We start from the raw sequence: 26775 nt of genomic DNA on the forward strand, positions 1-26775 counted from the left end.
TAGAGCAACGGGGGGGGAAGCGGGCGGCGCCGGCCGCCTAAACCCAAACCAGCAGCTAGCCGAGCTGCGCCTCGATGCGACGCGCCGCCTCCTGGAGTGCCCCGGCCACCTCGTCCGGATCCTGTGCGGCACGGATGTAGACGACGGCGAGGGCAGCCGGCCTGCCGCCCGGCACCCGCAACGGGACAGCAATGGAGGACACACCGGGGATCACCTCGTCATGGCTCGCGGCAAAGCCGCGGGTCCGGGCCTCGGCCGCCTCGGGCCGGTAGGGGATGCCTGGGGACAGCGCGTGCCATTCCTGCTCAGCGAAGGCGGACTGGATGGCGATGCCCGGGGCCCCGGCGCTGATGGGATGCCGCGACCCCGGGTGCTGGACCACAGCTGCTCCGCTGTGCCGCGGATCCACGGTCACCAGTGTCACGCACTGCTCCCGGTCCCAGACCGCCACGAAGGCGCTCATCATCAAGGTGTTGGCCAGCTGGGTCAGTTCCGGCAGGGTTGCCGACTGCAGGTCGCGGGAGACGCCGCGCGCCAGGACGGCGAGGCCGGGCCCCGGCTGGACGCGGCCGCCGTCGTCGCGGACCAGCAGCGAATGGTCCTCGAGGGTGCGCAGGATCCGGTAGGCCACTGAGCGGTGGACGCCCATGGCATCGGCGAGCTCGGCAATGGTGAGCGGTTGCTGGGCTTCGGCGAGAATCTCCAGCGCCCTGATGCCACGGGACAGCGTCTGGGACGGGGAGGCCTGCGCAGTGCCGGCGTTCGGGGTCATGGGGTCCATCCTAGGGGCGGGATCGCTGGACACCGGCCGATCATGCCGGATAGCCCTTGTGCTCTCGTACACGGTCCGCTAGCGTTCTATATGGGAATTACTTGTTCGATTATAGAACACGATTCGTCAGAAAGCACAGCTGGTTCAAAGCCCAGCTCATCCAAAACGCAGCTCATCCCACCACAGCCCAGGGAACCGCCACGACCGCAAGGAATCGATGATGATTGCCAAGCCGCGCGACCAGGCCGGGAACATCCAGGGCCGGGTTTCTGCCCCGCGCGCCAACCACTTCCGGGGCAGCCTCGGCAGGTTCGCCACCGGCGTCGCGATCGTGACCTTCGACGGGGTGACCAAGCGCCACGGCATCACCGTGAACTCCTTCACCTCGGTCTCGATGGAACCTCCGCTGGTGCTGGTAAGCATCGCCCGCACCGCCAAGGCCCACGACGAACTCGCCGGGAGGCCCTTCACGGTGAATATCCTCGGCGCCGAACAGCGGTACCTGGCGCTGCACTTCGCCGGACGCCCCGGCCCCGAGCCGCTGTGGGTGGAGGGAGACACCGCGCCGCGGCTGTCCAACGTGCTCGCCTACTTCGAATGCAAGCCGTGGGCAGCGTACGACGGCGGCGACCACACCCTGTACGTCGGCGAGGTCGTGGACTTCAACTACCGCAACGGCGACGCCCTGGCATTCGCCAACAGCACCTTCACCACCATCCCGGAAAGCCAGCTGGGCATGGAGGACCTGCTGTAGGGCACGCACAGAGCGAATCAATTCAACAGTGACACCACATAACTGTGACACCACATAACGGCGAACCACTCGATGATGACTGGAGAATCCCATGGGTATCCGTACCGGACAGCAGTATCTGGCCAAGCTCAACGCCATGACCCCGCACGTGGTGATCGACGGCGAAGTGGTCAGCGAGAAGATCGCCGAGCACCCGGCCTTCCGCAATGTGGCCCGTTCCTACGCCAGGCTCTTCGACATGCAGCACGACCCGAAGTACCAGGAGGCCCTCACCTACGCCTCGCCGAGCACCGGGGACCTCGTCAACGCCTCTTTCCTGGTACCGAAGACCATCGAGGACCTCCAGCGCAGGCGCCGCGCCATCTCCACCTGGGCTGAGTCCTCCAACGGCTTCCTTGGCCGCTCCGGGGACTACATGAACTCCGCGCTCACTGCGCTGAGCACGGCGGGGGAATGGTTCGCTCAAGCGGATCCGAAATTCGGCGAGAACATCCGCAACTACTACGAGTGGGCCCGGGAAAACGACGTCCTCGCCACGCACACCCTCATCCCGCCGCAGGTGAACCGCTCGGTCTCCGGGTCGGAGCAACTCGGCGGCCAGCTCTCGGCCCGGATCGTGGAGGAGCGCGAGGACGGGGTCGTCATCCAGGGCGCCCGCATGCTCGCCACCATCGCCCCGATCGCGGACGAGCTCCTCGTGTTCCCGTCCACGGTGCTGCGCGGCACCCCGGAAGACGCGCCCTATTCCTACGCATTCGCCATCCCCAACGATGCCCCGGGGCTGCGGTACCTCTGCCGTACCTCGCTGTACAACGGCGGCAGCACCCACGACGAGCCGCTGGCCTCCCGCTATGAGGAAATGGACGCCGTCGCGGTCTTTGACCACGTCTTTGTGCCCAGCGAGCGCATCTTCATGCTCGGCAACCCGCAGCTGTGCAACGCCTTCTACACCGAGACCGGCGCCGGCGCGCTCATGACCCACCAGGTGGTCACCCGCACCATCGCCAAGAGCGAGTTCTTCCTGGGCCTGGCGTCGGAGCTGGCCGAATCGATCGGCATTGACGGGTTCCAGCATATCCAGGAGGACATTGCGGAGCTGATTATCGACGTCGAAATCGGCAAGGCGCTGGTCCGCGCCTCCGAAGCCGACGCCGGGCTCAACGACGCCGGCGTCATGCTGCCAAAGTGGTCCACGCTGAACGCCGCCCGCAACTGGTACCCCAAGATCGCCCAGCGCTTCCCGCAGATCATCCGGAAGTTCTCGGCGTCGGGCCTCATGGCACTGCCCGGCGAGGCGGATGTCAACAGCGAGGCCCGGGCGGACATCGAGCTGTACCTGCAGGGCAAGTCCCTGACCGGTCCCGAGCGCGTCCGGCTGTTCAAGCTGGCTTTCGATGCCTCGATCTCCGGGTTCGCCGGGCGGCAGTCGCTCTACGAGTACTTCTTCTTCGGCGACCCGGTGCGCATGGCCGGGGCCCTGGTGAACACCTACGACCGCGGGCCGGTCCGGGCCAGGGTCCGCGAGTTCCTCGCCCGCACGGACTGACCGGGCGGGGACACGTTCGGAAAACATGTGCGGGGAATCACATCTTCATAGTAGTATTTGGGATACTAACTGACCGTTCGATCAGTAATTCCAGCAGCATTCAGTTATCACTTCGCACCCACTTTGGGCAGTACCTCTGCCCCCGGACATGAAAGTTCCAATGACTGTAACTTCAGCCGTAGATTCCCAGGCGGGTCCCAGCAGCAAAAAAGAGGAACGCAAGGTCCTCGCTGGGACCCTGGTCGGCACCACCATCGAGTGGTACGACTTCTTTATTTTTGCCCAGCTGACAGCCACGCTGCTGTCCCCGCTGTTCCTCGCCCCGCTGAACGCCTCCAACCCGGGCCTGGCGCAGATCCTGTCCTTCGCCCTCATCGGCATCAGCTTCCTGTTCCGCCCGCTCGGCGCGATCGTCGCCGGCCACCTCGGTGACCGCCTCGGCCGCAAGGCCATGCTGGTCTTCACCCTGGTCATGATGGGTGCCGCCACCGCGCTGATCGGCATGCTGCCCACCTACGCTCAGATCGGCGTCTGGGCCCCGATCCTGCTCATCACCCTCCGCGTTATCCAGGGCTTCTCCGCCGGTGGCGAATGGGGCGGCGCTGCCCTGATGGCCGTCGAGCACGCACCCAAGAGCAAGCGTGGCCTGTTCGGCGCCTACCCGCAGATCGGCGTGCCGGTCGGCATGATCCTGGCCACGGGCCTGCTGTTCTTCCTCAACACCAGCATGTCCAAGGAAGACTTCGCGGCCTGGGGCTGGCGGGTTCCGTTCCTGCTCTCCATCGTGCTGATCGTGGTGGGCTACCTGATCCGCCGCGCCGTCGCCGAGAGCCCCGTCTTCAAGGAGATGCAAGACCGGAAGGAAGCCAGCAAGGCCCCGCTCGGCGAGCTCATCCGGAAGCACAAGAAGGCCGTCCTGTACTCCACGATGATCTTCATCGGCAACAACGCTGCCGGCTACCTGCTGATCGCCTTCTTCATCTCCTACGCGACGAAGACGCTCAAGATGCCCACCCCGCAGATCCTGCTGGCCACCACCCTGGCCTCCTTCGGCTGGCTCGTCTTCACCCTGGTTGGCGGCTGGCTCTCTGACAGGATCGGCCGGGTCAAGACCTTCCTGATCGGCTACGGCATTGTCTTCGCCTGGATGATCCCGATGTTCGCGCTGATCGACACCAAGGACATCCTGCTCTACGGCGTGGCGCTGTTTGTCCTCACGATCGGCCTGGGCCTGTCCTACGGTCCCATGTCCGCGATGTACGCCGAGATGTTCCCGGCCAATGTCCGGTACTCCGGGATTTCGATCGGGTACGCGTTCGGCGCCATCCTCGGCGGAGCGTTTGCGGCCACCATCGCGGAGGCGCTCCTGCAGGGCACCCACTGGACCGGGTCGATCGGCATCTACATCATGGTCCTCTGCGTCATTTCCGCCGTCGGAGTCCTGCTGGCCGGAGAAACGAAGGGCCGCCCGCTCGGCCTCAGCAGCCACCACTAGGCTGAGGTTCCGGCAAAGCACGACACAAAAGAGGCACGGACAGCGGTCCGTGCCTCTTTTGTGTTGGCCTGTGGTGCGGCTTCCTCGGCTTAGACGCCCAGGAAGCTGATGGCACCCTGCTTGAAGGCGCGGCTGGTGATCGCGTTGGTGTGGTTGCGGGCCGGCAGCACGAGCTGTTCGACCATGGCGCCGGCCTTGGCGCCGAGGGCGGCCAGTTCCGGCATGGACGCTGCACGGTCGTCCTTTTCCCCGGCCACAAGGAGCATGGGCATGTGCGGGACGGCTTCTGCGGGATCGTACGGCTCAGTCTTGATCGCCTCAATCAAGGAGAGCAGCGCGAAGATGTTGTTGCTCGGCAGCAGCATGGCCATCTTCAGCAACCCCGCGGTCGATTCGTCCGCGATCGGGGTGCCGTCGGCCAGGTACCGCTGCGCGGCGATCAGGTCGAAGTCCGCCAGGGGGTCCGCGACGTTGGGCCCGCCCAGGACCAGCCGGTGCACGAGCTCATGCTGGGTGGCGCCGAACTCCCACGCAAGCCGGGATCCCAGCGAATAGCCGATCACGTCGAGGCCGCTGGACGGGTCCCCGTCGCGGAGGGGCCGTGCGCCGGCGTCGAACACGATCTGCAGCAGGTCCGCGCGGATCCGGCTGGGGGAGTAGGAATCCATGTCCTCCGGCGCCCCGCTGCGGCCGTGGCCCGGCAGGTCCACGGTGATGACGCGGCGGCCGGCTTCCAGGAGTGCGGTGAGCCAGCCGCTGTCCTCCCAGTTGAGCTTGGACGAGGAGGAGAAGCCGTGCAGCAGCAGGACGGGACGGAGCCCGGCGTCGTTCTGGGGCTCATGCACCTGCACGTACAGCTGGGGGTCGGTGCCCTCCACCGTGTGGGAATGCAGTTCGCCGGTGTGTCTGCCGCTCATGCTCTCAGTCCTCATCAAGTACGGCGCTCAGGCGGACCCGGCGCTTAGGTGCCTCTTCCTTCGGGACGGTGCCCACGATGCCGGCGGTGTTGTCCGGCACCTCAAACACAATCAGGGGCTCGCCGACGTTGATCTTGTCGCCGGGCCCGCCGTAGGTACGCACTACCTTACCTGCCTGCGGGCTGGGCAATTCAACGGCCGACTTGGTGGTTTCGACCTCCACGAGCGGCTGGTTGCGTTCCACCTGCTCGCCCGGCGAAACCAGCCATTCGAGCACTGTGGCCTCAATCAGGCCCTCGCCGAGATCCGGCAGCGGGAAGGAAATTTCAGCCACGTTTGTACTCCAATACTCGCTGGATGCCGAAGAGGATCCGGTCAATGTTCGGGATGTATTCATCTTCCAGGTCGCCGGAAGGGTACGGGACGTCGAAGCCGGTGACCCGCTCCACCGGCGCCTTGAGGGTATCGAAGCAGCTCTGGGTGATCAGCTGCGCCACCTCGGCGCCGAGGCCTGAGGTCAGCGGCGCTTCGTGGACGACGACGGCGCGGCGCGTCTTGCGCACGGAGGCGGCCAGCGCCTCGGCGTCGATCGGCTTGAGCCAGCGCAGGTCCAGGACCTCGATGTCGATCCCGTCCTCGGCCGCGAGTTCGGCCACCTGCAGGCAGCGCGCCACCATGGCGCCCCACGCGACCAGCGTGAGGTGGCGGCCCGTGCGCATCACCTTGGCGCCGGTGGGGGAACCGCCGGCTGCATCGTGCCGGGCGGCATCCACGTCGCCCTTCTGCCAGTACCGCGACTTCGGCTCCATGAAGATCACCGGGTCCGGCCGCGTCGCGGCGTACTTGAGCAGGTGGTAGGCCTCGTGCGGGTTCGACGGCGAGACGACCTTGAGGCCCGGGACGTGGGCGAAGAGCGCCTCGAGGCTTTCGCCGTGGTGCTCGGGGGCCCGGATGCCGCCGAAGCTGGGCACCCGCAGGGTGATGGGCATCGGCATGGTGCCGCGGCTGCGGTAGTTCATCCGGGCGATCTGGCAGACGATCTGGTTGATGGCCGGGTAGGCGAAGCCGTCGAACTGGACCTCGGGGATGGGGTGGAAGCCGGCCATCGCCAGGCCCACGGACATGCCCAGGATGCCTGATTCCGCCAGCGGCGTGTCGAAGACGCGCTGTTCGCCGTGCTTGGCCTGCAGCCCGTCGGTGATCCGGAAGACGCCGCCGAGCCTGCCGCAGTCCTCGCCGAAGATGACGGCCTTGGGGTTCTCCGCCAAGACCTCGTCGAGGGCACGGTTGAGCGCCTGCTGCATGGACATCACAGTGGCGGAAGCCGGTGCGCCTGCGCTGTTGGCAGTGCCCTCGCTGGTGCTCTCTGCGGTGTTGTCGGCAGTGCTCTGTCCGGTGTTGTCGCCTGCGGCGTCTACGCTTTCAAGGATCGAGTTAGACATGTTCGGACTCCTCACGCCAGTTGGCGGCCTGGGCCTGCAGGGCAGGGGTGGTTTCCTGGAAGACCAGGTCAAACATTTCCGTCCCGGGACGGGAGCCCAGGGCCTGGATACCGGTGCGGATCTGCTCCTCTTCGGCCTTGGCCGCGGCCAGCACCTCGGCGAAGAACGCCTCGTCCGCGATTCCGTCGGCCAGCAGCCGCTGCCGGAGGCGCTCCAGCGGGTCGATGCCGGCGCCGTCGCGTTCCTCGTCGAGGGATCGGTAGCGGCCCGGATCATCGGAGGTGGAGTGCGGGCCGCGGCGGTAGGTCATGGCCTCGATCAGCACCGGGCCGCCGCCGGAGCGGGCATGCGCGAAGGCGCGGCGGGTCGCCTCGAGGACCGCGACGACGTCGTCGCCGTCGATCTGCAGCGCCGGGATTCCGTAACCGGCGGCGCGGGCGGCGACGGAGCCGCCGGCCACCTGGCGTTCGGTGGGGACCGAGATGGCCCAGCCGTTGTTCTGGACGAAGAACACCACCGGCGCCTTCATGACGGCGGCGAAGTTCATCGCCTCGTGCACGTCGCCCTGCGAGGAGGCGCCGTCGCCGAAGTAAGTCAGGGCGACGCCGAGCTCTCCGTCGGCAGTGCCGGCCAGCGTCTGGCCGTGGGCCCAGCCGACGGCGTGCAGGACGGACCCGGCCACCACCGCCTGGATCGGGGCAAGCCGGGATTCCATCGGGTTGTACAGCCCGCCGTGCCACGTGGCCTTGTGGGTGGACATGTAGGCCACCATGTCAACGCCCATTGCCCGGGCGACACCCATCTCGCGGTAGGTGGGGAAGACGAAGTCACGGGTGGTGTCCACGGCGTAGCCGCTGCCCACCTGGGCCGCTTCCTGCCCGAGCTCGGGGGCGTAGCCGGGAATGATGCCCTGCCGCTGCCAGGCGATGGCAGAGGTATCGAGGTGGCGGACGGCCACCATCAGCGTATAGAGCTCACGGAGCTCGTCGGCAGTGAGGGGCCCGGCTGCGCCGCCGGAAGCCACAGGGAGAAGTGTGTCCATGCCTGTGACCCTAGTCACCGGCGGGAGGGTGTGCAATCAGCCTAGGACGAGGTGCCCAGACTGCACAGTTATGCCGCCCCTACCGCCGGTGAGCTTGGCAATTTGTCTAGCGAGCCTGCTGGTCGGCCCCTACGCCTGCGCGGCGGTTGCGGGTGAGCCGGGCGCCGATCCAGCAGGCGGCGGCGATGCCGGCGACCAGGGCCATCGTGCTGAACAGCTGCTTGCTGCTCTCCGCGCCGGTGAAGCCGACCGCGAAGATCAGTGCCAGGAGCACGAGCCCGAAAATCGTCAGCCCGGGGAACCCCTTCATCCGCAGCGGCAGCGCGGTGCCCTCGCGGTCCGCACGGCGCCTCAGGATCAGCTGGGACACGAGGGCTGTACCCCACACCACCAGGCAGGTGGAGCCGACCAGCTGGAACAGGGCGGGCAGGATCTTCTCCGGAAACAGCAACTCGAGCACGGTGGCGATGAAGCCGAAGGCCACCGAAACGCCGACGGCCACCACGGGGACCCGGGACTTGTTCAGCTTGGACAGGAACCGCGGGGCCTCGCCACGCTCGGACAGCGAGAACACCATGCGGGAGGCGCCGTAGAGGTTTGCGTTGAGGGCCGAGAGCAGGGCGACGACGGCGACGAGCGTGATCGCGGCGCCGGCGCCAGGGATGCGGGCGGCGTCGAGGACTCCCGCGAACGGGGACTTCAGCGCCTCGGATGTGGCGGGAAGGACGGCGGCGATAACGAACACGGAGCCGATGTAGAAGACCAGGATCCGCCAGACGACGGTGCGGATGGCCTGGGCGACGCTGCGCTCCGGGTTCTCGGTCTCGGCGGCGGCCACGCTGACGATCTCGGTCCCGCCGAAGGCGAAGATCACGACGAACAGGGCGGTGGCGATGCCGCCGAGGCCCGCGGGGGCGAAGTCGGAAGTGATGTTGCTCAGTCCGGGGGAGGGGACGTCCGGCAGCCAGCCGAACAGCAGGGCCGCGCCGATTGCCAGGAAGATCACGATGGCGGCCACCTTGAGGATGGCGAACCAGAACTCGAACTCGCCGAAGTTCTTCACCCCGGCGAGGTTGATGGCCGTGAAGAGGACCATGAAGACCAGGGACAGCGCCCAGACGGGGATGACCGGCCAGACCGTGAAGAGGAGCCCGGCGGCACCGAGGGCCTCGGCCGCGATGACGACGACGAGCTGCAGCCACCAGAGCCAGCCCACCGTGGCGCCCGCCGTCGGTCCCATGGCCTTTTGCGCATAAACCGAGAAGGCCCCGCTGTTGGGGTTGGCCGCCGCCATTTCACCCAGGGCCCACATGACGAGGATGATGAGCGTTCCGGCGACGAGGTAAGAGATCAACACGGCCGGCCCGGCGGCCTGGATTCCCGCCCCCGAGCCGAGGAACAGGCCGGCGCCGATGGCACTGCCCAATCCCATCATGGTCAGCTGGCGCGGCTTCATGCTGTGGCCCAGGGCCGGGGCCGGGAGTGTTGTGGGTGACGTCGCGGTGGACTTCGTTGTCATGGCGAACCTTCGTGTGGTTTGGATCTGTGCGTCCTTATGGGACCTATCAAATTTACCGTCTGTGAGCCGGCCCTACGGGTCGCCGGGGCGCCCCCGCCGTGAGAATATGGTGGCAGTTTGCGCACTGAATCGGGGCATCGGAAGCGGTTTGTCAGGTCCGGGCCACTTGGGAGGGAAAAATTCATGGATGTTGATCCGCTGGATGCAAAGATTGTCCGATTTTTCACGGATTCCCCCCGGGCGTCGGTGCTGGAGGCCTCCCGGGTGCTGAAGGTGGCCCGAGCCACTGTCCAGTCCCGGCTGGACCGGATGCAGGACGGCGGTGTGATCGGCTCGTGGGTGCCGCATCCCGATCCGGCGCACTTCGGCTACCCGGTGGTGGCCTTTTGTTCCTTGACCATCAACCAGGACCTCGGGCATGACGCCGTCGTGGAGGCCCTGGCGCGGATCCCCGAGCTGATCGAGATCCATACCGTCTCCGGGAGTTCGGACCTCATGGCCCGCATTGCCGCGCGTTCCAATTCGGATCTCCAGCGTGTCCTCGATGCCATGATCGCCACCCGGACGGTCCTGCGGTCCTCCTCGGTGATCGTCCTCAATACCCACTTCCAGGGGCGCACCCTGCCGCTGCTGGAAGCCGCGGCCGCAGCAAGGGGCTAGAGAACGCTCAGGCCCTCGGGCAGGCCGGTCCGGCCGGTGAGCAGGAGCAGCAAGTCGCCGGCGGCCGGCGACCGGGAGCCGATGGCTGCGGCGAGCTCCAGGGAGGCCGCGACCGCCGGGGCCAACAGGGCGGGCGGGGGGAGCCCCAGGGCGCGTGCCAGGTCCAGCGTGTGTACGGCCAGTTCGAAGGTCCGGGTCGGCAGGTAGTCGATGAGCCGCATGGCCCCGGCTGGGGTGGCCACCAGGGCATCGTCCGGCGTCTTCCCGAGAAGTGCTGTGACACGTTGGACCAGCTCCCGCACTGCGGAGGCCGGGTCCTCGCCCAGGGCTGTCCCGGTTTCCTTGCCTCGCTGGGCGATCGCGTCCGGCGAGGTGGCGCCCCGGACGGCCAGGAAGTATTCGACCGGACCTGCCAGCAGTTCCCCGGTAGCAGGGGTGGAGAGATAGGTCTCCACAGTGGTGAGGGCACGGCTCGTGTGGCCGGTCAGCGCCCGGACATCCCATACACCCAGTGCCGGCCGCGACCACGCCTGGTCCGGTATCTGTCCGGCGAGCTCCAGGAATGCCTGCGCCGCTCCCGCGTAACGGGCCCTGGCTGCCGCTGCGGCCCCACCCTCCAGGTCCATGTCTTCTGCTTCCATAGCCCCGATTAATACCGTTGTCCGCACCCGCGGACAAGGTCGACCGAATGCCCGGACCAGGGCCCCGGCCAGCCAGCGGCTCTCCTGCATGTGACCTGAAACATTTTGTACTGGGGCAGCTCCGTCGTATCATTAGTTCTAGTCAATTTGACTATAACTAATCCGGCGGTCGGGCCGGAGACGTCCGGGCAGTCCACAGCGGACCCGGCCGGGACTTCAGAAGGCGGGTGGATCACCGTTTACACCGCAGCAGCCAACGTCTCGGAGCGCCAGACCGCTCCGCCGTCGCTGGCCATCTCCACCGTGATCTTTGYGCTGCGACCCAGCGAGAAGTCCGGGCGCCCCACCCTCTGGATCCCGCTGGTGCGCCGGATCCGCGAACCGTTCAAGGGCCTCTGGGCGCTGCCCGGTGGTCCGCTCACGCACTCCGAGTCACTCCAGGACGCTGCGTCGCGGAACCTGCGCGAGACCACGGGCCTGGACCCGAACTACCTGGAGCAGCTCTACGCCTTCGGCGGACTGCACCGCTCACCCACCCAGCGCGTGGTCTCCATTGTGTACTGGGCCCTCGTCCAGCCCACGGAGGCAGCGCTCGCGGACGAATCAGAGAACGTGCGCTGGTTCCGCGCCGACCGGCTCGGCGAGCTCGCCTTCGACCACAACGCGATCGTCGACTACGCCCTGTGGCGGCTGCGCAACAAGATGGCCTACGGATCCATCGCCTACCACCTGCTGGGCGAGTACTTCACCCTGGCACAGGTCCGCGAAGTCTACGAGGCCGTCCTGGACCGCGAACTGGATCCCGCCAACTTCCGCCGGCAGGTCAAGGCCACCCCGGAAATCGAAGAAACCGATCAGTACCTGCAGGGCGGTAAACACCGCCCACCCCGCCTCTACCGCTTTACCGGCCGCCCAGGCCTTGACCCAGACAACAGGAGCACACCATGAGCAGCGTTAACACGGCAATCCAGCTGATCACGCGCGAGCAAGCCACCGCCAGCACCAAGGGCCTTGCAGCATCCGCCTCCACCTGCAGCCCGGCGCTGGCCCGCGGGCCCTGGGACTATGACCTCGCCGAGGCCCTCGCCGGAACGCCCGCCTACGGACCGGGAGCCTCCTCCGCCGACGTCGCGCCGGTCTCAACCCCGCGGCAGGGTCAGCTGCCGGAGGAGTACAAGCTGGCCAGCGATGCCGAGCTCGACGCCCGGATCCGGGCCGCCAAAGCGGCGCTGGGGGACCGCGCCGTCGTCCTGGGGCACTTCTACCAGCGCGACGAAGTAATCGAATATGCCGACTTCGTGGGCGATTCCTTCCAGCTCGCCAATGCGGCGCTGACCCGGCCGGACGCCGAAGCCATCATCTTCTGCGGCGTGCACTTCATGGCCGAGACCGCGGACATCCTGTCCCGGCCGGACCAGGCAGTGATCCTGCCCAACCTCGCCGCGGGCTGCTCCATGGCGGACATGGCGGACATCGACTCGGTCACCGAGTGCTGGGAACAGCTTGAGGAAGTTTTCGGCACGGAGCCCGACGCCGACGGCCGGGTCCCGATCATCCCGGTCACCTACATGAACTCCTCCGCAGCCCTGAAGGGCTTCTGCGGCGAGCGCGGCGGGATCGTCTGCACGTCCTCGAACGCCGCGACGGTGCTGGAGTGGGCGTTTGAGCGCGGCCAGCGGGTGCTGTTCTTCCCGGACCAGCACCTGGGCCGCAATACCGCCAAGGCCATGGGCGTGCCGCTGGAGCAGATGCCGATGTGGAACCCGCGCAAGGACCTCGGCGGCAACGACGAACAGACACTGCTCGATTCCCGGGTGATCCTCTGGCACGGCTTCTGCTCGGTCCACAAGCGCTTCAACGTGGGCCAGATCGAGAAGGCCCGCGCCGAGTTCCCCGGCGTGCAGGTGATCGTGCACCCGGAATGCCCTATGGAGGTGGTGGACGCCGCCGATTCCGCCGGGTCCACCGACTTCATCAAGAAGGCCATTGCCGCGGCCACGGAACCCACCACGTTTGCGATCGGCACCGAGATCAACATGGTGAACCGGCTCGCCGCGGAATACCCGCAGCACACCATCTTCTGCCTGGACCCGGTGATCTGCCCCTGCTCCACCATGTACCGCATCCACCCCGGCTACCTTGCCTGGGTCCTGGAGGCGTTGGTCCGCGGCGAGGTGCTCAACCGCATCACCGTGGACGAGGGCGTCGCCGCCCCGGCACGTGTGGCGCTTGAACGCATGCTGGCGGCGCGGCCGTGACCAGGCGGCTTGTGATTGTGGGCAGCGGGGTTGCGGGGCTCTACGCCGCGCTGCTCGCCACCGACGCCGCCACCGCCGGCGGCCGCGACATCGAGGTGGTCCTCCTGAGCAAGGGGACACTGGAGCAGAGCAACACTTTCTACGCCCAGGGCGGCATCTCCGCCGTCCTGGGCCCGGAGGATGCCGCTCCCGGAGATTCCGTGGCAGCGCACATCGCGGACACGCTCGCCGCCGGTGCCGGGCTGAACGACGCCGAGGCGGTCCGCGTCCTGTGCACCGAAGCCGTCCGGGACATCGCCGGCCTGGGCCGCTACGGCGTGCATTTCGACGTGCGTCCCGGCGGCGGACCGGCCCTGGGCCTGGAGGCGGCGCATTCGGCGCCGCGCATCCTGCACGCCGGCGGCGATGCAACGGGCGCCTGCATATCGCGCGGGCTTGTCGCCGCCGTCCTGGAACGCGCCGTCCTGGATCGTGCCGGCCGCGGCCGGCTCCGGGTGGAGACCAGCGCGTTCGTCACCGAACTCCTGACGGAACCGGACGTCCACTCGGAATCCCTGTCCCGGCCCGGCAGCGAGCGTCCGACGCCGGTCCGGGTCACCGGCGTGGCCTACCTGGCCGGCGGCCGGCCCCAGCGGTTGGCCGCCGACGCCGTCCTGCTCGCCACCGGCGGCGCCGGCCGTCTCTTTGCCCGCACCAGCAATCCCTCCGTCGCCACCGCCGACGGGTTGGCCCTGGCCTGGCGCGCCGGCGCCGCGGTGCAGGACCTGGAGTTCTTCCAGTTCCACCCCACCACGCTTGCCGCCGAGGAAGTCCCGGGCGGACCGCCGGCCCTGCTCATCTCCGAAGCCGTCCGCGGCGAGGGCGCCATACTGCTGGACTCCGCGGGGTACCGCTTCATGCCGGACTACCACCCGGACGCGGAACTGGCCCCCCGGGACGTCGTCTCCCGCAGCATCGCCCTGCACCTGGCCGCCACTGGGGCCCCCGCGGACGCTCCCGTGTACCTGGACGCCCGCGGCATTGAGGCCGACCGGGGCGCCGGCTTCCTGGCCCGGCGTTTCCCCACCATCAGCGCAGCCACCCGGGCCGCCGGCTACGGCTGGACTGCAGAGCCGGTCCCGGTGTCCCCGGCCGCCCATTACTGGATGGGCGGCGTGTGCACCGACCTGTCGGGCCGCACCTCCGTTCCCGGGCTGTACGCCGCCGGCGAGGTCGCCCGGACCGGTGCCCAGGGGGCAAACCGGCTGGCCAGCAACTCGCTGCTGGAAGGGCTGGTCTTCGGACGCCGGGCGGTCGAGGACTTCCTCGCCGACGAAACGGGCTGGGTGGCGGCCGGGGCGTCGTCCGACGCCGTTCCTCCGCGTGCTGCCTCGGCCGCTGGCGGCCTCCCCTTGACGCACGCTTCCGGAACGCCATCGAACGACGGCATGCAGGCAGCTCTGGGTGCCGGCCGGGAATATCACCCGGCCAGCTTGCCCGATGGTGTTGCGAGGACTGAGATTGGTCCCGGGCCGTTTTGCCGCGACGCCCTTCGGCGGTTGATGACTGCGGACGCAGGCGTAATCCGCAGCGGGGAGCAGTTGCGGAAAGCGGAGCACGTGCTTGCCGCCTGGGCAGCCGAGGTCCACCCTGAGAGCGCACCGGACACGGCGGACCAGGCCGCCCACGAGGACCGGAACCTGCTCCTCGCGGCCCGCCTCCTCGTGGCGGCGGCCCGGCAGCGCACGGACTCCGTCGGCGCGCACTACCGGGCAGACGCGGACCACGCCCCAGCCCTCACCCATTCCATGCAAAGGATTTCCTCGTGACCACCACTGCCCACGCAACTGCTGCTCCGGAAACCGTGCCCGCCCGCACCGCGGCGCTCGCCGGGAGCCTGCCCGAGGCCGCCGTCCTGGCTGTCCTGCGAATGGCCCTCCAGGAGGACGCCCCCTACGGGGACATCACCTCGCAGACGCTCATCCCCGCGCAGGCGCGGGCGACGGCGGTGCTCAATGCCCGGGTTCCCGGCGTGCTCAGCGGCGGGGAAGTGTTCGCCGCGGCGATGAAGCTGACTGACCCGGCCGCCGTCGTCGAACTGCTGGTCAACGACGGCGAGGCCTTCACCGCAGGAACCGCCCTGGCCCGGGTGACCGGCAACGCCCGCGCGGTGCTGCTGGCCGAACGCGTCGGACTGAACCTGGTCCAGCGGATGAGTGCTATCGCCACCAGGACCGCGGAATATGTCGCGCTCGTGGACGGCACCGGGGCCCGGATCACCGACACCCGCAAGACGACGCCGGGGCTGCGGGTGCTCGAACGATACGCCGTGCGCTGCGGCGGCGGCGCGAACCACCGCTTCAGCCTCTCCGACGCCGTCCTGGCCAAGGACAACCACCTGGCAGTCCTCACCGGGGGTGACCCGGCCAAGCTGACCGCCGTGCTGCGCGCAGCCAAGGCCCAGCTTGGGCACACGACACACTTCGAGGTCGAGGTGGACACCATGGAGCAGATCGAGCCCGTCCTGGCGGCCGGGGTGGACACCATCATGCTGGACAACTTCTCCTTGGCCGAGTTGGCGGCCGGCGTCAAACTGGTGGGCGGCCGGGCCCGTGTTGAGGCCAGCGGCAACGTCAACCTCGCCACCGTGGCGGACATCGCGGCCACGGGCGTGGACGTCATCTCGATCGGGGCCCTGACCCACAGCGTCACCGCCCTGGACCTCGGGCTCGACATCGACCTCGAGCCCGTCCCCGGCCCGGACCAGACAGTCGGCTGAAAACCGCCATGATCTTCCTGGACGCCGCCGCCACCACCCCGGTCCGCCGCGAGGTGCTTGAAGCCATGTGGCCCTACCTCACGGGGGAGTTCGGCAACCCCTCGAGCCACCACTCCTTCGGCGATGCCGCGGCCTCGGCGCTCGCCGGGGCCCGGGCGGCGACGGCCAAGGCCCTCGGCTGCCGCCCGGGCGAGGTCACCTTCACCTCCGGTGGCACCGAAGCGGACAACCTGGCCGTCAAGGGCATTGCCCTGGCCCGCCGGGCCGCCGACCCGCGGCTGGACCGCGTGGTGATCAGCGCCGTCGAGCACCCGGCCGTGGAGGAATCGGCCCGGTACCTCGAACGGGTGCACGGCTTCGCCGTCGACGTGGTCCCCGTGGACCGCTACGGCCGCGTCACTGAGGAAGCCCTCGCCGCGGTCCTCAGGCCGGAGACAGCCCTGGTGAGCATCATGTACGCCAACAACGAGGTCGGCACGGTCCAGCCCATCGCCCGGCTCGCCGCGCTGGCCCGCGCGCAGGGCATCCCGTTCCATGCCGACGCCGTCCAGGCCGCCGGCTGGCTGCCGCTGGACACCGCCGCGCTGGGCGTGGATGCGCTGAGCATCTCCGGCCACAAGCTGGGCGCGCCCAAAGGCAACGGCGCGTTGTTTGTGCGCGGCCGGGTCCGGGTCGAACCGCTGGTCCACGGCGGCGGCCAGGAGCGCGGCCGCCGCTCGGGCACCGAAAACGTCGCCGGAGCCGTGGCGCTGGCGACGGCCCTGACCCTGCCCACAGAAACGGGCGCGGCCGGCCACGTCACGGCCCTCCACGTCTCGGCACTGCGGGACGGTTTTATTGACGCCGTCCTTGCCGGTGTTCCCGGCGCGATCCTCACCGGCCACCCCACCGAGCGGCTGCCCTCGGTGGCGTCCTTCTGTTTCCCGGGCACCAGCGGCGAGTCAGTGCTGCTGGAACTCGAACGCCAGGGAGTCATCTGCTCGAGCGGTTCCGCGTGCGCGGCCGGCTCGGATGCGCCGTCGCCCGTGCTGCTGGCCATGGGCATCGAGCCCGAGACCGCCCAGACGGCCGTGCGGTTCAGCTTTGATTCGACCATCACGGCAGCGCAGCTGCAGGAGGCGGCGGCCGCGGTCCGCACCGCCGTCGGCAGCGTCCGCTCCCTCGGCACCCCCTCCACCGGTTGAGCTATCACTAGATGTCCTTATCGGGCACCGATAGCAGCTTCAACTGATAGCGCAACCCGGGGTTTGGGACCGGGGTTGGGGCTCTAGGCGGGGTGCAGCTAGCGGTGGCGGGCGCGGCGGAAGATCCAGTGCCGCAGCATCGTGAACCGCACGGCGGTGGCGGCGAAGCCGGAGAGGGTGGTGGTCCACAGCTCCTCGGCGACGGTGGCATCCGGGTTGACCCAGTGCAGGACGGCCAGGCTGCCGCCGGTGATCAGCAGCGCCACCAGGATCACGATCAGACCGTTGAGATGGTCCCGCTTCATCCGGCGGCGTTCGGTGATCTTGAACGTCAGGCGCCGGTTGAGGGCGGTATTCATGAACGACGTCAGGATCAGGGCCGCCGCGTTGGCCGGCTGGGCCCCGAGCCAGGGCCGGGACAGGGCGTACAGGGCCAGGGACGTCAGCGTACAGACAATCCCGACGCCGGTGAACCGGATGAGCTGCCGGGCCACGGGGTAGCGGAGGACTCCGCGGTAGCGTTTGGGGTTCTGCCCGCGGACGACGGCGGGAGCAGGGGCCTGCTGTTCGAGCTGGGACTCCATCCGCTCAGTACAGCTCGCCCACGGGGATCTCCACGGCCAGCCGGTTGGCCGGACCCGCAAGGGGACATGCCCAGGCTTCGTTGTAGGCGCACGAGGGGTTGTAGGCGAAATTGAAGTCCAGGACGAATTCGGCCTGGGGCCCGGAGCCGCGCACGCCGTGGAAGGCCCCCTTGATGGTGTCCAGGAGGTAGCGTCCGGCGCCGTAGCTGCCGCCGGGCTGGCCGGCGGTGGCGTCACGGAACGGCACAAAGATGCCGCCGCCGTAGCCCTTGAGCTTCCAGACCGCGAGCTGGCCCATCTCGGGAAGGTCGAAGGTTCCCAGCCGCACGAACCGGACCAGGCCGTCGGTCCCTGTCTCGACGTTCATCTCCCGGCCGGCGCCCTCGAGGGTCAGCGGGACATGGAAACGGTAGATCGGATCGTAGTCCGCCGTCTTCAGCCCGTCGAAGCTGGCCTTGGCCTCGGCAGTCAGTGCGGAAGCCGGGTGCGTGCCGAACATGCGGTCCCGCTCTTGGCGCCAGTAGGAGTGGGCTTCTGCAGGGCTGTCCGCGGCGATCTTGCGCGTGGTGGCATAGAGGGCAAATGTCCGCAGCCGCCAGTCAGCGATATCGAGCGCCGACATGCCTGCCACGTCACCCTGGTCACCAAGATGCGTTCCGTCAAAGTGCTGTTCGGCCATGCCCCCAGCGTATCCGCTTTCCCGGGACTGAAATTTTGCGCGGGATTCCGGGGCAGGACCCGCGCGCCGGATAATCCGTTCGGCCGGGACGTCCAGCCGTAGACTTTCGCCCATGCGCAACCCACTGCAGAACACCGCCCCCGGCGATTCCCTCAAAAGCACCGGCGACACACGGTCCAGCAGCAGCGACACCCAGGGCAGGAGCCGGCGCGCGGCGGCCTCGCTGGCGGAACTGGTCACGTACCGGACCGTATCCATCCGGAGCGGGGAGTCAAGGAGGACCGGGGAGGAGGCAACCGCCGAGTTCGAGGCCTTCATCGCGGCACTGCCCCGGCTGTATCCGGCGGTCCACGCTGCCCTCGAAGTGGAGCGGGTCAACGGGCACGCCCTCCTGTACCGCTGGCCCGGCCGCGCCCTAGCGGAAGACCCAGCGGAGGACTCGGCGGCGCCGGCGCGCCCGTCCGTGCTGATGGCGCACTATGACGTCGTCCCGGCCGGTGACCCGGGGGAGTGGACGCATGCGCCGTTCTCCGGCCACAACGACGGGACCTTCCTGTGGGGCCGCGGAACCCTCGATGACAAGGGCCAGCTCGTGGCCATCCTGGAAGCGGCCGAGAGCCTGCTCCGGACAGGGTATGCGCCGGCGTATGACCTCTACTTCTCGTTCGGTAACAACGAGGAGACGGCCGGGGACAGCGCGGCAGCTGCCGCAGATCTGCTGGCCGGCCGTGGCGTGGAGCCCTGGCTCGTGCTGGATGAGGGCGGCGCCGTCGCGGGCGGCGCCTTCCCGGGAGTGAGCCGGGCCGCCGCCGTCGTCGGCGTGGCCGAAAAGGGAATCCTTGACGTGGAGCTGCTGACCCGGGACCCGGGCGGACACGCCTCCACGCCGCCGCGGATGGGCGCCACAGCGCGGCTGGCCCGCGCCATCACCCGGATTGAGCGCAGCCCGTTCCCGCAATCCCTGCCGGACGTGACCGCGGAGATGCTGCGCCGCTTCGGCCCGCACACGCCGGCGCCGCTGCGTGCCGTGTTCGCCCAGGTGGCCCTGCTCCGGACACCGATCACCTGGCTGTTCGCGCGGCTCGGCAACGAGACCAATGCGATGACCCGAACCACCGTCGCCATCACCACGCTCGAAGGCAGTTCCGGGGCGAACGTCCTCGCCGCCACGGCCAAGGCGAACGCGAACATCAGGGTGGCGGTGGGAGAAACCGTCGAGGGCACAGTGGCACGGCTGCGGAAAATCATCCGCGATCCGAAGGTTGAGCTGCGGGTCGTGGAGGGCAACGACCCCTCCCCGGTTTCCCCGTCATCCGGGCCCCAGTGGGAACTGCTGGCAGAGTGCATCGGACAGATCTACCCCGAGGCGGTCATCACCCCCTACATCATGATGGGCGGCACCGACTCACGCCGCTTCACCGGGATCTGCGGCAACGTGTACCGCTTCGCGCCGTTCTTCATGGACGTCCCGGCCCGCGGCTCGATCCACGCCGTTGACGAGAAAATTTCCCTGGACACGCTGGAGCAAGGCGTCCGCTTCTACGAAACACTGATGCGGGAACTCTGAGCCGGCCGGCGCCCCGGCTACGCTGGCATCATGACTGGGACGTCCCTCTCCAGAGGATCAGGCCCCGCCGGGGTCTGGGGCGCTGTGCTGCGCACCGGCCTGGCGCTCGCGGTCGCGGGCGCGGCCCTGGCGGGCTGCAGCAGCGACGGCAAGGGGACGCCGGTCTGGACTGCCGAGAGCAGCCCGGCGGACAGTGCCACACCCAGTGCGGCGGGAAGTGCGACGTCGACTGACGGGCCGACGCCGGGACCGTCGGGCAGCGCTTCTGCCGCCTCGGGATCCAGCGCAGGTGCGACGGCCGCGGCCTGGAAAGTCTTCACCGACCCGGCCAAGACCGTCAGTTTTGAGGTGCCGCAGGACTGGATTGTCCAGTCCGCCGCTCCCGATCCGGGCACGCTGCCCGGCGCGCTGAAGATCACCGTCAAGGACGCCGACGGCGCGTACCTGGCCACCCTGCAGACCGGCCTTCCCCCGCAGGGTGCCCCGGCCTGCCCGGACGGCGCCGCACGGGACTACGTCGTGGTCAGCAGTGTTCCCGTTGACCTGCCGCACGCGGGCGGCGAGGGGACCATCGAACCCCACGTGGTGTTCCGGGTCATCCAGGGCTACAAGTACTTCGGCTCGTTCGGCATCACCAACGTGGTGGGCGGCTCCGGCGGCAAGAGTTGCGGGCTGCAGAATGTGGTCCGTGGCCCGGCCGGCAAGGGGGACTATTCCTTTGGTGACCTGACGGTACTCAAGACGTTGGCCCCGGACCAGAAGGTCGCCCCCGCCAAGGCGTTCGACACTCTGGACCAGGCGGCCAAGTACGTCAATGAGGGTTCCGAATTCGCCAACGTCCAGCGGATGCTAATGTCTCTGGAGATCAAAAACTAGTCCCGCCCACCCGCACATCCCCGGGCCGTTGACGGTGACTTCCCATCTGCCCCCACCTCACATCCCACATCCCGGAGATACGGAGATAAATGGAACGCGCCGTAGCCGCCCGTCTGGCCTTCAAGACCGTTGCCGAAACCAAGGTGGCTCTCGCCGTGGCAGTGGCCCGGAACGCCGGCTACGACTCACTGGAGGAGTCGCTCACGGTGACCGCGGGTGGCCAGGACGTGCCGCTGACCGAACTCACGGACCATCACGGCGGGCGCTTCCACTACATGGAATTCGCCGAACCCACCGACGTGCTGGTCGAATACTCGGCCACCGTCACTGGCTTCGCCGTGCCCGAGGAACCGGGGCTCATGGAACTGATCCGCTATGTCCGGCCCAGCCGGTACGCCGAGTCGGACCGGCTCCTGCCCACCGCCTATGCCGAATTCGGGGGACTCCAGGGCGAAGAGCTTCTCCATGCTGTCCGCAACTGGGTCTTCGGCGAACTGCGCTACGTCAGCGGATCCTCGCGCGGGACTGATGGCGCCGTCGAAACGCTGCTGCACCGCCGCGGCGTCTGCCGGGATTTCGCCCACCTCGCCATTGCCCTGCTGCGTTCCAAGAACGTCCCGGCCCGGCTCGCCGCCGTCTATGCCCCCGGCCTGACCCCGATGGACTTCCACGCCGTGGCCGAAGCCCACATCAACGGCGCGTGGCACGTCATCGATCCCACCGGGCTGGCGCCGCGGGAGAGCATGCTGCGGATCACGGCCGGGCGCGATTCCTCGGACACGGCCTTCCTGTCCACCGTGGGCGGCAGCCTCTCCCTGCAAGAGCTGACCGTCACCGCGGTTGTCGATGAGCTGCCGGTCGAAGACCCGTCGGAGCTCGTCGCCATCCACTAAGCGCCGTCCGGCCCGCCTCCCGACGTGCGATGCCGGCGGCCGGGCCCGGCCCGCCCTCAGCGCACCGTGACCGAGGCGCGGAGTTTCTCGGTCAGGCGCAGCAGTTCCTGCTGTTCCGCGGCGGTGAGGGCCGGGCCCACGAGCGCGGCGATGTCGCGGACGTGTTCCCGGCCGATTTGTTTCTGCAGGTCCCGCCCGGCGTCGGTGAGCCGGATGAGGATCCCGCGGCCGTCGTCGGGAGCAGGTGTCCGTTCGAGGAGCCCGCGCTTTTCGAGCCGCTCCACCAGCCGGCTCAGGCTGGACTGGCTCAGCAGGACGTTGTCGTTGAGCTCGTTCAGGCGCAGCCACCCGGAGGGGCACCGGGAGAGCGTGAAAAGGACGTCGTATTCATTGAGCGCCAGTGACTTGAACGCCGGCGCGGCCTGCAGCTTGCGCATCACCGCCACCTGGGCCCGGAACAGGGATTCCCAGGTTTCCGCGGCCAGGCGCACCGGCGATTCCGTGGTCTTGGCGGACATCACGCGTCCTGGCTGGTGGACTCTGCCGCGGCGGCGTCCACGGTGCCAGCTGCCACAGCGGCAGCCACCCGGCCGGCGTGCGTCGGCGGTTCCGGGACATGTGCGGGCTTGAGCGCGGCATATTCCTTGCGCAGCACCGGCAGGACCTCTTCGCCGAACAGGTCCAGCTGTTCCAGGACGGTCTTCAGCGGCAGGCCTGCGTGGTCGATCAGGAAGAGCTGGCGCTGGTAGTCGCCGAAGTACTCGCGGAACGTCAGGGTCTTCTCGATCACTTCCTGCGGGCTTCCGACAGTCAGCGGGGTCTGTGACGTGAAGTCCTCCAGCGACGGGCCGTGGCCGTAGACCGGTGCGTTGTCAAAGTACGGGCGGAACTCCTTGACAGCGTCCTGGGAATTCTTCCGCATGAAGAACTGGCCGCCGAGGCCCACAATGGCTTGGTCCGCCTTGCCGTGTCCGTAGTGCTCGTAGCGTTCGCGGTAGAGGCCGATTAGCTGCTGGTAGTGCTCCTTGGGCCAGAAGATGTTGTTGGCGAAGAAGCCGTCACCGTAGTACGCCGCCACTTCGGCGATCTGCGGCGTGCGGATGGAGCCGTGCCACACGAAGGGGGCGACGCCGTCGAGCGGGCGGGGCGTGGAGGTGAAGTTCTGCAGCGGGGTGCGGTGCTTGCCGGACCAGTTGACGGTGTCCTCGTCCCACAGGCGGCGCAGCAGGGAGTAGTTCTCGATCGCGAGCTCGATCCCGTCCTGGATGTTCTTGCCGAACCAGGGGTAGACGGGGGCGGTGTTGCCGCGGCCCAGCACCAGGTCCACGCGTCCGTCGGCGAGGTGCTGGAGCATCGCAAAGTCCTCCGCGATCTTCACCGGGTCATTGGTGGTGATCAGCGTGGTGGCCGTGGACAGGATGATCCGCTCGGTCTGGGCGGCGATATACGCGAGCGTGGTGGTGGGGGAGGAGGAGAAGAATGGCCGGTTGTGGTGCTCGCCGAGGGCGTAGACATCCATGCCGATCTCTTCAACCTTCTTGGCGATCGCCACGGAGGCTTTGATGCGTTCGTGCTCCGTGGGGGTGCGGCCCGTGGTGGGGTCGGTGGTGATGTCGCTGACGCTGAAGACGCCGATCTGCATGATGTGCCTTTCCGTGGCCTGTCTGATCCGGGAACTGCTTTTCACTATACCTGATTTACATGCATTTGCATGTATCGATGGCTACAACATCCGACACGGCCGAATATTCCCGGCACTTCCGGCCGGGTTTGCCACCCGCGCCGGAGCAGGGGCCTAGGATGCAACCAATCGGCTGGCCATGAGGTGCCTGCCCGCCCGGAAGGCCTCCCTTGCGACGTGTCGTAGCTTTTCTGTGTCTGGTCGAACTCACCAGCGGAATCCTGCAGGGCTACTACACGCCCATCCTCACCGACATCGCCCGGCACCTGGGCATCCACGACGCCGACGTCAACTGGTTCGAAGCCGCCCAGCTGATGGTCAGTGCCCTGACCGTGCCGGTGCTGGCCAAGCTGGGGGACATGTACGGGCACCGGAAGATCCTGCTGGCTTCCACTGTGGTCACCGCCGCGGCCGCCTGGGGCGTCGCGCTCGCCCCGGACTTTTGGACGTTCCTGGCAGCGTGGGCGTTCCAGGGCTTCTACGTGGTCTGGCTGCCGCTGGAAATCGCGCTGATCTTCAGCCGCGTCCATCAGCTGCCCGACGGAGCCGCCCGCACCCGGCGGGCGGCCGGCGTTCTGGTCGGGGCACTGGAGGCCGGCGTCATCGCCGGGGCACTGGCCGCCGGCGCGCTTGTGGAAGTCTTCGCCGGGCAGCTGCAGCTCGTGCTCCTGGTCCCCGCGCTGGCCGTGTCCGCCTGCTGGTTCGCCATCCGCTTTGGCGTGCCCGAGTCCAGTGAGCGCAGCGGCGGCCGCGTGGACACCCGCGGGTTCACCCTGCTCGCGCTCGGACTCCTGCTCATCACCTCTGGCCTGACGTTCATGCGCCTCAACGGAGCCGGCACGTGGTGGCCGTGGGCGCTGGTGGCGGCAGGGATCTTGGTGTTCATCCCGTTTGCGCGGTTCGAGCTGCGCACGGCGGATCCCCTCGTGGACATCCGGATGCTGCGGGGCAAGTCCATGTGGCCGGTCCAGCTGACCGCCGGGCTCTTTGGCGTCTCGGTCCTGGGCGCACAGGCTCCGTTGTCCACCTTCGCCAGGACCGACCCCGCGCTGCACGGCTACGGCCTAGGGCTGCGCGCCGGGCAGGTCTCCATCATCATCGGCGTGTACGTGCTGGCACTGCTCGTGGGCGCACTGCTGTATCCGGTGATCACACGCCGGCTCACGCCACGCTGGACGCTGGTGGGCGCCGCCGCGCTCGTGGGGCTGGGCTATCTGCTGTTCCTGCCGTTCCATGGCAGCCTCGCCGAGGCGCTGGCGAACATGGCGGTCGCCGGCGTCGGCTCCGGGGCACTCGTCGCGGCGCTGCCCTCGGCGGCTGCCGCGGCCGCGCCCCTCAACCGCACCGCCATGGCCACCGGCCTGACCAACACCACCAAGACCATCGGTGGGGCCTTTGCCTCCGCGGTGTTCGGCATCGCCCTGCTCAGCCACGTCCTCGCCGACGCCGGGGCCGGACCGGGGGACTCCGTGCAGACCGCGGCTCCGCTCGCCGGGTACCTCACGGTATGGACCATCTGCGGGGTGACCGGGCTGGCCGCGGCCGCCGCACTGGTACTGGTGCCGCGGCTGGCATTCTCCGACCCGGCCACGGCCGCCGGCGCGCCCCTCCCCGCCGGCTACCGCTAGCCTGTTCCGTGCACTGAAAACCCATGACATAGAGTACCGACGTCGAGTACCGGCGCCGGTAAGCCGGCAGCACGTCCACGGATGGGCGAGAGCCGGCGGCTCCTTCTAAGTACCCGGGATCGCGAGTACCACAGGCTCTCCGGAGAATCGGGTAGTTTGACCGCCGTTTGGGCGGAAAAAACAGGTACCCGCTACTGAGGTGCCGAAAGTTTCCTGAGATTAAGATAAGAACCGATAAGCATCCGGGCAGACCCAGCTGACCTGCCCAGTTCACGTATAGACAACGTCGATACGTGACCAAATACGGGCCCCACGAAAGAAAAACCCAGCGCGCCACAGAAGCTGCGCTGTCTCCTTTCCATGCCCGTCATCAGGAAAGCCCGAGCCGTGTTTACGCTCGGGAAACTTCGCCAGTCGGAAGTGCGGGGGACATTGACAGATGGATATCTTTGAAAGCTTGGAGTCTGAGGTTCGCACCTATTGCCGCAGTTGGGACACGGTGTTTGAGCGAGCGGCTGGCAGTAGCCTGTACAGCGAGGACGGCAGAGAATATCTGGACTTCTTTTCCGGCGCCGGAGCACTGAACTACGGACATAACAACCCGGTGCTGTTGCAACCGCTGGTGGACTATCTTCTCTCCGGCTCAATCGTTCATTCACTCGACATGAAGACGCCTGCCAAGCGGCGGTTCCTGGAAACATTCCAGGAGCTGATCCTCAAGCCCCGGAACCTGGACTACAAAGTCATGTTCCCTGGCCCAACGGGAACGAACTCCGTGGAGGCGGCCCTGAAGCTCGCCCGTAAAGTCACCGGCAGGCAGCATGTCCTGAGCTTCACGAATGCATTCCACGGGATGACCCTTGGCTCATTGTCGGTTACAGGCAATTCAATGAAACGGCAGGGAGCCGGCGTTCCGCTAACGAATACGTCGAGCATGCCCTACGACGGATTTTTCGACGGTCAAATGCCGGACTTTCTGTGGCTCCGGCAAGCCCTGGAGGACAGGGGCTCAGGACTCGACAAACCCGCCGCGGTGATCGTGGAAACCGTCCAGGGCGAGGGCGGGCTCCGGGCCGCCCGGGCATCCTGGTTGCGGGGCCTTGCGGAGCTGTGCCGCCAGCACGAGATCCTGCTGATCGTTGACGATGTGCAAGCAGGATGCGGACGGACTGGAACCTTCTTCAGTTTTGAGGAGGCGGCCATTACTCCGGATATCGTCTGCCTGTCCAAGTCCATCTCTGGCTTTGGACTGCCTTTGGCACTGACATTGTTCAAACCCGAGTTGGACATCTGGAAGCCTGGCGAGCACAACGGAACATTCCGTGGGCACAACCCGGCGTTCGTCACGGGGGCAGCCGCCCTGGAACACTACTGGCAGGACGGCAGCTTCCAATCAAACGTCGCGGGACTCATTGCGCAGCTGCACGAAGGCCTCGAACAGATCGCGGCAGCCGTCGAAGGCGCCACCGTCCGTGGACGGGGACTGCTCGCGGGAGTCTTTTACCCCAACCCTGCGACGGCGGAGAAGATCGCGGCCGAATCGTTCGCCCGTGGCCTGCTCGTGGAAACGTCGGGACCGGAAGGCGAGGTCGTCAAAGCGATGCCGGCGCTGACTATCAGTCCTGCGGATCTGCAGAAGGGGCTCGATATTCTCGCTGCCGCGGCGGTCTCCGTGACCGGAGAGCCGGTGGTCTTGGGATCAACTGTTTAGGCATTAGCTGTAGGGGGCTCATAGGGGGAGTACCGCTCGCAAAAATCGAAGCAGATTTCGGGGAGAGAAATGGGTACCCGCAAAGCAATAGCGGTTTATGAGGGTGATCTAGTTGAAATCGACCCGGCGATTCGCCCGGGTAGCGTCATCGTACAAAAATTTGGTGGT

At 67.8% G+C, this 26775-nt stretch carries 25 protein-coding genes; 14 read left to right on the plus strand and 11 right to left on the minus strand.

What is annotated here, in order from left to right; all coding sequences use genetic code 11:
* Positions 1-55: 55 nt before the first annotated feature.
* Positions 56-772, minus strand: a complete 717-nt coding sequence (locus tag AB4089_RS01370; protein ID WP_441407537.1) for an IclR family transcriptional regulator — start codon at positions 770-772, stop codon at positions 56-58.
* 217 nt (positions 773-989) lie between these two features.
* On the opposite strand from AB4089_RS01370, the gene AB4089_RS01375 reads away from it, so the two are divergent.
* The 3 genes from AB4089_RS01375 to AB4089_RS01385 all read left to right on the plus strand — a co-directional run bounded on the left by AB4089_RS01375 (position 990) and on the right by AB4089_RS01385 (position 4567).
* Positions 990-1526, plus strand: coding sequence for a flavin reductase family protein (locus tag AB4089_RS01375; protein WP_441407538.1), 537 nt, complete (start codon positions 990-992; stop codon positions 1524-1526).
* Positions 1527-1617: 91 nt separating this feature from the next.
* A complete protein-coding gene (gene hpaB, locus AB4089_RS01380; RefSeq protein ID WP_441407539.1) occupies positions 1618-3072 on the plus strand; it encodes a 4-hydroxyphenylacetate 3-monooxygenase, oxygenase component in 1455 nt (484 codons plus the stop codon).
* Positions 3073-3232: 160 nt separating this feature from the next.
* Positions 3233-4567 (plus strand): MFS transporter, encoded by a 1335-nt coding sequence (locus tag AB4089_RS01385; RefSeq protein ID WP_441407540.1) that lies wholly within the window; start codon positions 3233-3235, stop codon positions 4565-4567.
* 89 nt (positions 4568-4656) lie between these two features.
* Here the strand turns inward: AB4089_RS01385 and AB4089_RS01390 are convergent, their stop codons facing one another.
* From AB4089_RS01390 to AB4089_RS01410, 5 genes are all read right to left on the minus strand, one after another.
* Positions 4657-5484: an alpha/beta fold hydrolase gene (locus AB4089_RS01390; protein ID WP_441407541.1), complete on the minus strand. Its 828-nt coding sequence runs from the start codon at positions 5482-5484 to the stop codon at positions 4657-4659.
* A 4-nt stretch (positions 5485-5488) separates the two neighbouring features.
* A complete protein-coding gene (locus AB4089_RS01395; protein ID WP_091559612.1) occupies positions 5489-5818 on the minus strand; it encodes a biotin/lipoyl-containing protein in 330 nt (109 codons plus the stop codon).
* Positions 5811-6926: an alpha-ketoacid dehydrogenase subunit beta gene (locus tag AB4089_RS01400; RefSeq protein WP_441407542.1), complete on the minus strand. Its 1116-nt coding sequence runs from the start codon at positions 6924-6926 to the stop codon at positions 5811-5813. Before AB4089_RS01400 ends, AB4089_RS01395 begins: the two co-directional genes overlap by 8 nt.
* Positions 6919-7968, minus strand: coding sequence for a thiamine pyrophosphate-dependent dehydrogenase E1 component subunit alpha (locus tag AB4089_RS01405; protein ID WP_441407543.1), 1050 nt, complete (start codon positions 7966-7968; stop codon positions 6919-6921). Before AB4089_RS01405 ends, AB4089_RS01400 begins: the two co-directional genes overlap by 8 nt.
* A gap of 106 nt (positions 7969-8074) precedes the next feature.
* Complete coding sequence (locus AB4089_RS01410) at positions 8075-9487, minus strand: amino acid permease (protein WP_441407544.1); 1413 nt, start codon at positions 9485-9487, stop codon at positions 8075-8077.
* A gap of 183 nt (positions 9488-9670) precedes the next feature.
* On the opposite strand from AB4089_RS01410, the gene AB4089_RS01415 reads away from it, so the two are divergent.
* Complete coding sequence (locus AB4089_RS01415; protein ID WP_441407545.1) at positions 9671-10147, plus strand: Lrp/AsnC family transcriptional regulator; 477 nt, start codon at positions 9671-9673, stop codon at positions 10145-10147.
* On the opposite strand, the gene AB4089_RS01420 is transcribed toward AB4089_RS01415, so the two are convergent.
* Positions 10144-10788 (minus strand): maleylpyruvate isomerase N-terminal domain-containing protein, encoded by a 645-nt coding sequence (locus tag AB4089_RS01420; protein WP_441407546.1) that lies wholly within the window; start codon positions 10786-10788, stop codon positions 10144-10146. The genes AB4089_RS01415 and AB4089_RS01420 overlap by 4 nt on opposite strands.
* A gap of 231 nt (positions 10789-11019) precedes the next feature.
* Between AB4089_RS01420 and AB4089_RS01425 the strand changes: the two genes are divergently transcribed.
* From AB4089_RS01425 to AB4089_RS01445, 5 genes are all read left to right on the plus strand, one after another.
* Positions 11020-11736, plus strand: a complete 717-nt coding sequence (locus tag AB4089_RS01425; RefSeq protein WP_441407676.1) for an NUDIX hydrolase — start codon at positions 11020-11022, stop codon at positions 11734-11736.
* Positions 11733-13046, plus strand: coding sequence for a quinolinate synthase NadA (nadA, locus tag AB4089_RS01430; RefSeq protein WP_441407547.1), 1314 nt, complete (start codon positions 11733-11735; stop codon positions 13044-13046). Before AB4089_RS01425 ends, nadA begins: the two co-directional genes overlap by 4 nt.
* On the plus strand, positions 13043-14854 hold the full coding sequence (locus AB4089_RS01435) for an L-aspartate oxidase (protein WP_441407548.1): 1812 nt from the start codon (positions 13043-13045) through the stop codon (positions 14852-14854). Before nadA ends, AB4089_RS01435 begins: the two co-directional genes overlap by 4 nt.
* A gap of 101 nt (positions 14855-14955) precedes the next feature.
* Positions 14956-15804: a carboxylating nicotinate-nucleotide diphosphorylase gene (gene nadC / locus AB4089_RS01440; RefSeq protein WP_441407677.1), complete on the plus strand. Its 849-nt coding sequence runs from the start codon at positions 14956-14958 to the stop codon at positions 15802-15804.
* A gap of 8 nt (positions 15805-15812) precedes the next feature.
* Entirely contained in the window at positions 15813-16988 is a 1176-nt protein-coding gene (locus AB4089_RS01445; RefSeq protein ID WP_441407549.1) for a cysteine desulfurase family protein, read from the plus strand.
* Positions 16989-17086: 98 nt separating this feature from the next.
* Here AB4089_RS01445 and AB4089_RS01450 read toward each other — a convergent pair whose 3' ends face one another.
* Complete coding sequence (locus tag AB4089_RS01450; RefSeq protein ID WP_441407550.1) at positions 17087-17572, minus strand: GtrA family protein; 486 nt, start codon at positions 17570-17572, stop codon at positions 17087-17089.
* Between the two features lie 4 nt (positions 17573-17576).
* Positions 17577-18251: a DUF1684 domain-containing protein gene (locus AB4089_RS01455; RefSeq protein ID WP_441407551.1), complete on the minus strand. Its 675-nt coding sequence runs from the start codon at positions 18249-18251 to the stop codon at positions 17577-17579.
* 112 nt (positions 18252-18363) lie between these two features.
* Here AB4089_RS01455 and AB4089_RS01460 point away from each other — a divergent pair, with 112 nt between their 5' ends.
* From AB4089_RS01460 to AB4089_RS01470, 3 genes are all read left to right on the plus strand, one after another.
* Positions 18364-19818 carry a M20/M25/M40 family metallo-hydrolase gene (locus tag AB4089_RS01460; RefSeq protein ID WP_441407552.1) on the plus strand — a complete coding sequence of 485 codons (1455 nt, stop codon included), beginning with the start codon at positions 18364-18366 and terminating at the stop codon, positions 19816-19818.
* Between the two features lie 30 nt (positions 19819-19848).
* Positions 19849-20694 carry a hypothetical protein gene (locus AB4089_RS01465; protein ID WP_441407553.1) on the plus strand — a complete coding sequence of 282 codons (846 nt, stop codon included), beginning with the start codon at positions 19849-19851 and terminating at the stop codon, positions 20692-20694.
* Between the two features lie 89 nt (positions 20695-20783).
* The gene (locus AB4089_RS01470) at positions 20784-21587 is read left to right on the plus strand and encodes a transglutaminase-like domain-containing protein (protein WP_441407554.1); all 804 of its coding nucleotides are present in this window, start codon (positions 20784-20786) and stop codon (positions 21585-21587) included.
* 56 nt (positions 21588-21643) lie between these two features.
* Here AB4089_RS01470 and AB4089_RS01475 read toward each other — a convergent pair whose 3' ends face one another.
* Positions 21644-22105 carry a MarR family winged helix-turn-helix transcriptional regulator gene (locus AB4089_RS01475; RefSeq protein ID WP_441407555.1) on the minus strand — a complete coding sequence of 154 codons (462 nt, stop codon included), beginning with the start codon at positions 22103-22105 and terminating at the stop codon, positions 21644-21646.
* Positions 22105-23229: an LLM class flavin-dependent oxidoreductase gene (locus AB4089_RS01480; protein WP_441407556.1), complete on the minus strand. Its 1125-nt coding sequence runs from the start codon at positions 23227-23229 to the stop codon at positions 22105-22107. Before AB4089_RS01480 ends, AB4089_RS01475 begins: the two co-directional genes overlap by 1 nt.
* Before the next feature lie 209 nt (positions 23230-23438).
* On the opposite strand from AB4089_RS01480, the gene AB4089_RS01485 reads away from it, so the two are divergent.
* On the plus strand, positions 23439-24896 hold the full coding sequence (locus tag AB4089_RS01485; RefSeq protein ID WP_441407557.1) for an MFS transporter: 1458 nt from the start codon (positions 23439-23441) through the stop codon (positions 24894-24896).
* A gap of 439 nt (positions 24897-25335) precedes the next feature.
* Positions 25336-26607: a diaminobutyrate--2-oxoglutarate transaminase gene (gene ectB / locus AB4089_RS01490; RefSeq protein ID WP_441407558.1), complete on the plus strand. Its 1272-nt coding sequence runs from the start codon at positions 25336-25338 to the stop codon at positions 26605-26607.
* Positions 26608-26775: the final 168 nt, after the last annotated feature.

The sequence above is a fragment of the Arthrobacter sp. 2MCAF15 genome (assembly GCF_052115605.1).
Lineage (GTDB): Bacteria > Actinomycetota > Actinomycetes > Actinomycetales > Micrococcaceae > Arthrobacter.

What these genes read in the sequence shown, in the direction of transcription:
- AB4089_RS01370 (WP_441407537.1), bottom strand. Translation starts at nt 772, where the DNA reads ATGACCCCGAACGCCGGCACTGCGCAGGCCTCCCCGTCCCAGACGCTG.
- AB4089_RS01375 (WP_441407538.1), top strand. Translation starts at nt 990, where the DNA reads ATGATGATTGCCAAGCCGCGCGACCAGGCCGGGAACATCCAGGGCCGG.
- hpaB (WP_441407539.1), top strand. Translation starts at nt 1,618, where the DNA reads ATGGGTATCCGTACCGGACAGCAGTATCTGGCCAAGCTCAACGCCATG.
- AB4089_RS01385 (WP_441407540.1), top strand. Translation starts at nt 3,233, where the DNA reads ATGACTGTAACTTCAGCCGTAGATTCCCAGGCGGGTCCCAGCAGCAAA.
- AB4089_RS01390 (WP_441407541.1), bottom strand. Translation starts at nt 5,484, where the DNA reads ATGAGCGGCAGACACACCGGCGAACTGCATTCCCACACGGTGGAGGGC.
- AB4089_RS01400 (WP_441407542.1), bottom strand. Translation starts at nt 6,926, where the DNA reads ATGTCTAACTCGATCCTTGAAAGCGTAGACGCCGCAGGCGACAACACC.
- AB4089_RS01405 (WP_441407543.1), bottom strand. Translation starts at nt 7,968, where the DNA reads ATGGACACACTTCTCCCTGTGGCTTCCGGCGGCGCAGCCGGGCCCCTC.
- AB4089_RS01410 (WP_441407544.1), bottom strand. Translation starts at nt 9,487, where the DNA reads ATGACAACGAAGTCCACCGCGACGTCACCCACAACACTCCCGGCCCCG.
- AB4089_RS01415 (WP_441407545.1), top strand. Translation starts at nt 9,671, where the DNA reads ATGGATGTTGATCCGCTGGATGCAAAGATTGTCCGATTTTTCACGGAT.
- AB4089_RS01420 (WP_441407546.1), bottom strand. Translation starts at nt 10,788, where the DNA reads ATGGAAGCAGAAGACATGGACCTGGAGGGTGGGGCCGCAGCGGCAGCC.
- nadA (WP_441407547.1), top strand. Translation starts at nt 11,733, where the DNA reads ATGAGCAGCGTTAACACGGCAATCCAGCTGATCACGCGCGAGCAAGCC.
- nadC (WP_441407677.1), top strand. Translation starts at nt 14,956, where the DNA reads ATGGCCCTCCAGGAGGACGCCCCCTACGGGGACATCACCTCGCAGACG.
- AB4089_RS01445 (WP_441407549.1), top strand. Translation starts at nt 15,813, where the DNA reads ATGATCTTCCTGGACGCCGCCGCCACCACCCCGGTCCGCCGCGAGGTG.
- AB4089_RS01450 (WP_441407550.1), bottom strand. Translation starts at nt 17,572, where the DNA reads ATGGAGTCCCAGCTCGAACAGCAGGCCCCTGCTCCCGCCGTCGTCCGC.
- AB4089_RS01455 (WP_441407551.1), bottom strand. Translation starts at nt 18,251, where the DNA reads ATGGCCGAACAGCACTTTGACGGAACGCATCTTGGTGACCAGGGTGAC.
- AB4089_RS01460 (WP_441407552.1), top strand. Translation starts at nt 18,364, where the DNA reads ATGCGCAACCCACTGCAGAACACCGCCCCCGGCGATTCCCTCAAAAGC.
- AB4089_RS01465 (WP_441407553.1), top strand. Translation starts at nt 19,849, where the DNA reads ATGACTGGGACGTCCCTCTCCAGAGGATCAGGCCCCGCCGGGGTCTGG.
- AB4089_RS01470 (WP_441407554.1), top strand. Translation starts at nt 20,784, where the DNA reads ATGGAACGCGCCGTAGCCGCCCGTCTGGCCTTCAAGACCGTTGCCGAA.
- AB4089_RS01475 (WP_441407555.1), bottom strand. Translation starts at nt 22,105, where the DNA reads ATGTCCGCCAAGACCACGGAATCGCCGGTGCGCCTGGCCGCGGAAACC.
- AB4089_RS01480 (WP_441407556.1), bottom strand. Translation starts at nt 23,229, where the DNA reads ATGCAGATCGGCGTCTTCAGCGTCAGCGACATCACCACCGACCCCACC.
- ectB (WP_441407558.1), top strand. Translation starts at nt 25,336, where the DNA reads ATGGATATCTTTGAAAGCTTGGAGTCTGAGGTTCGCACCTATTGCCGC.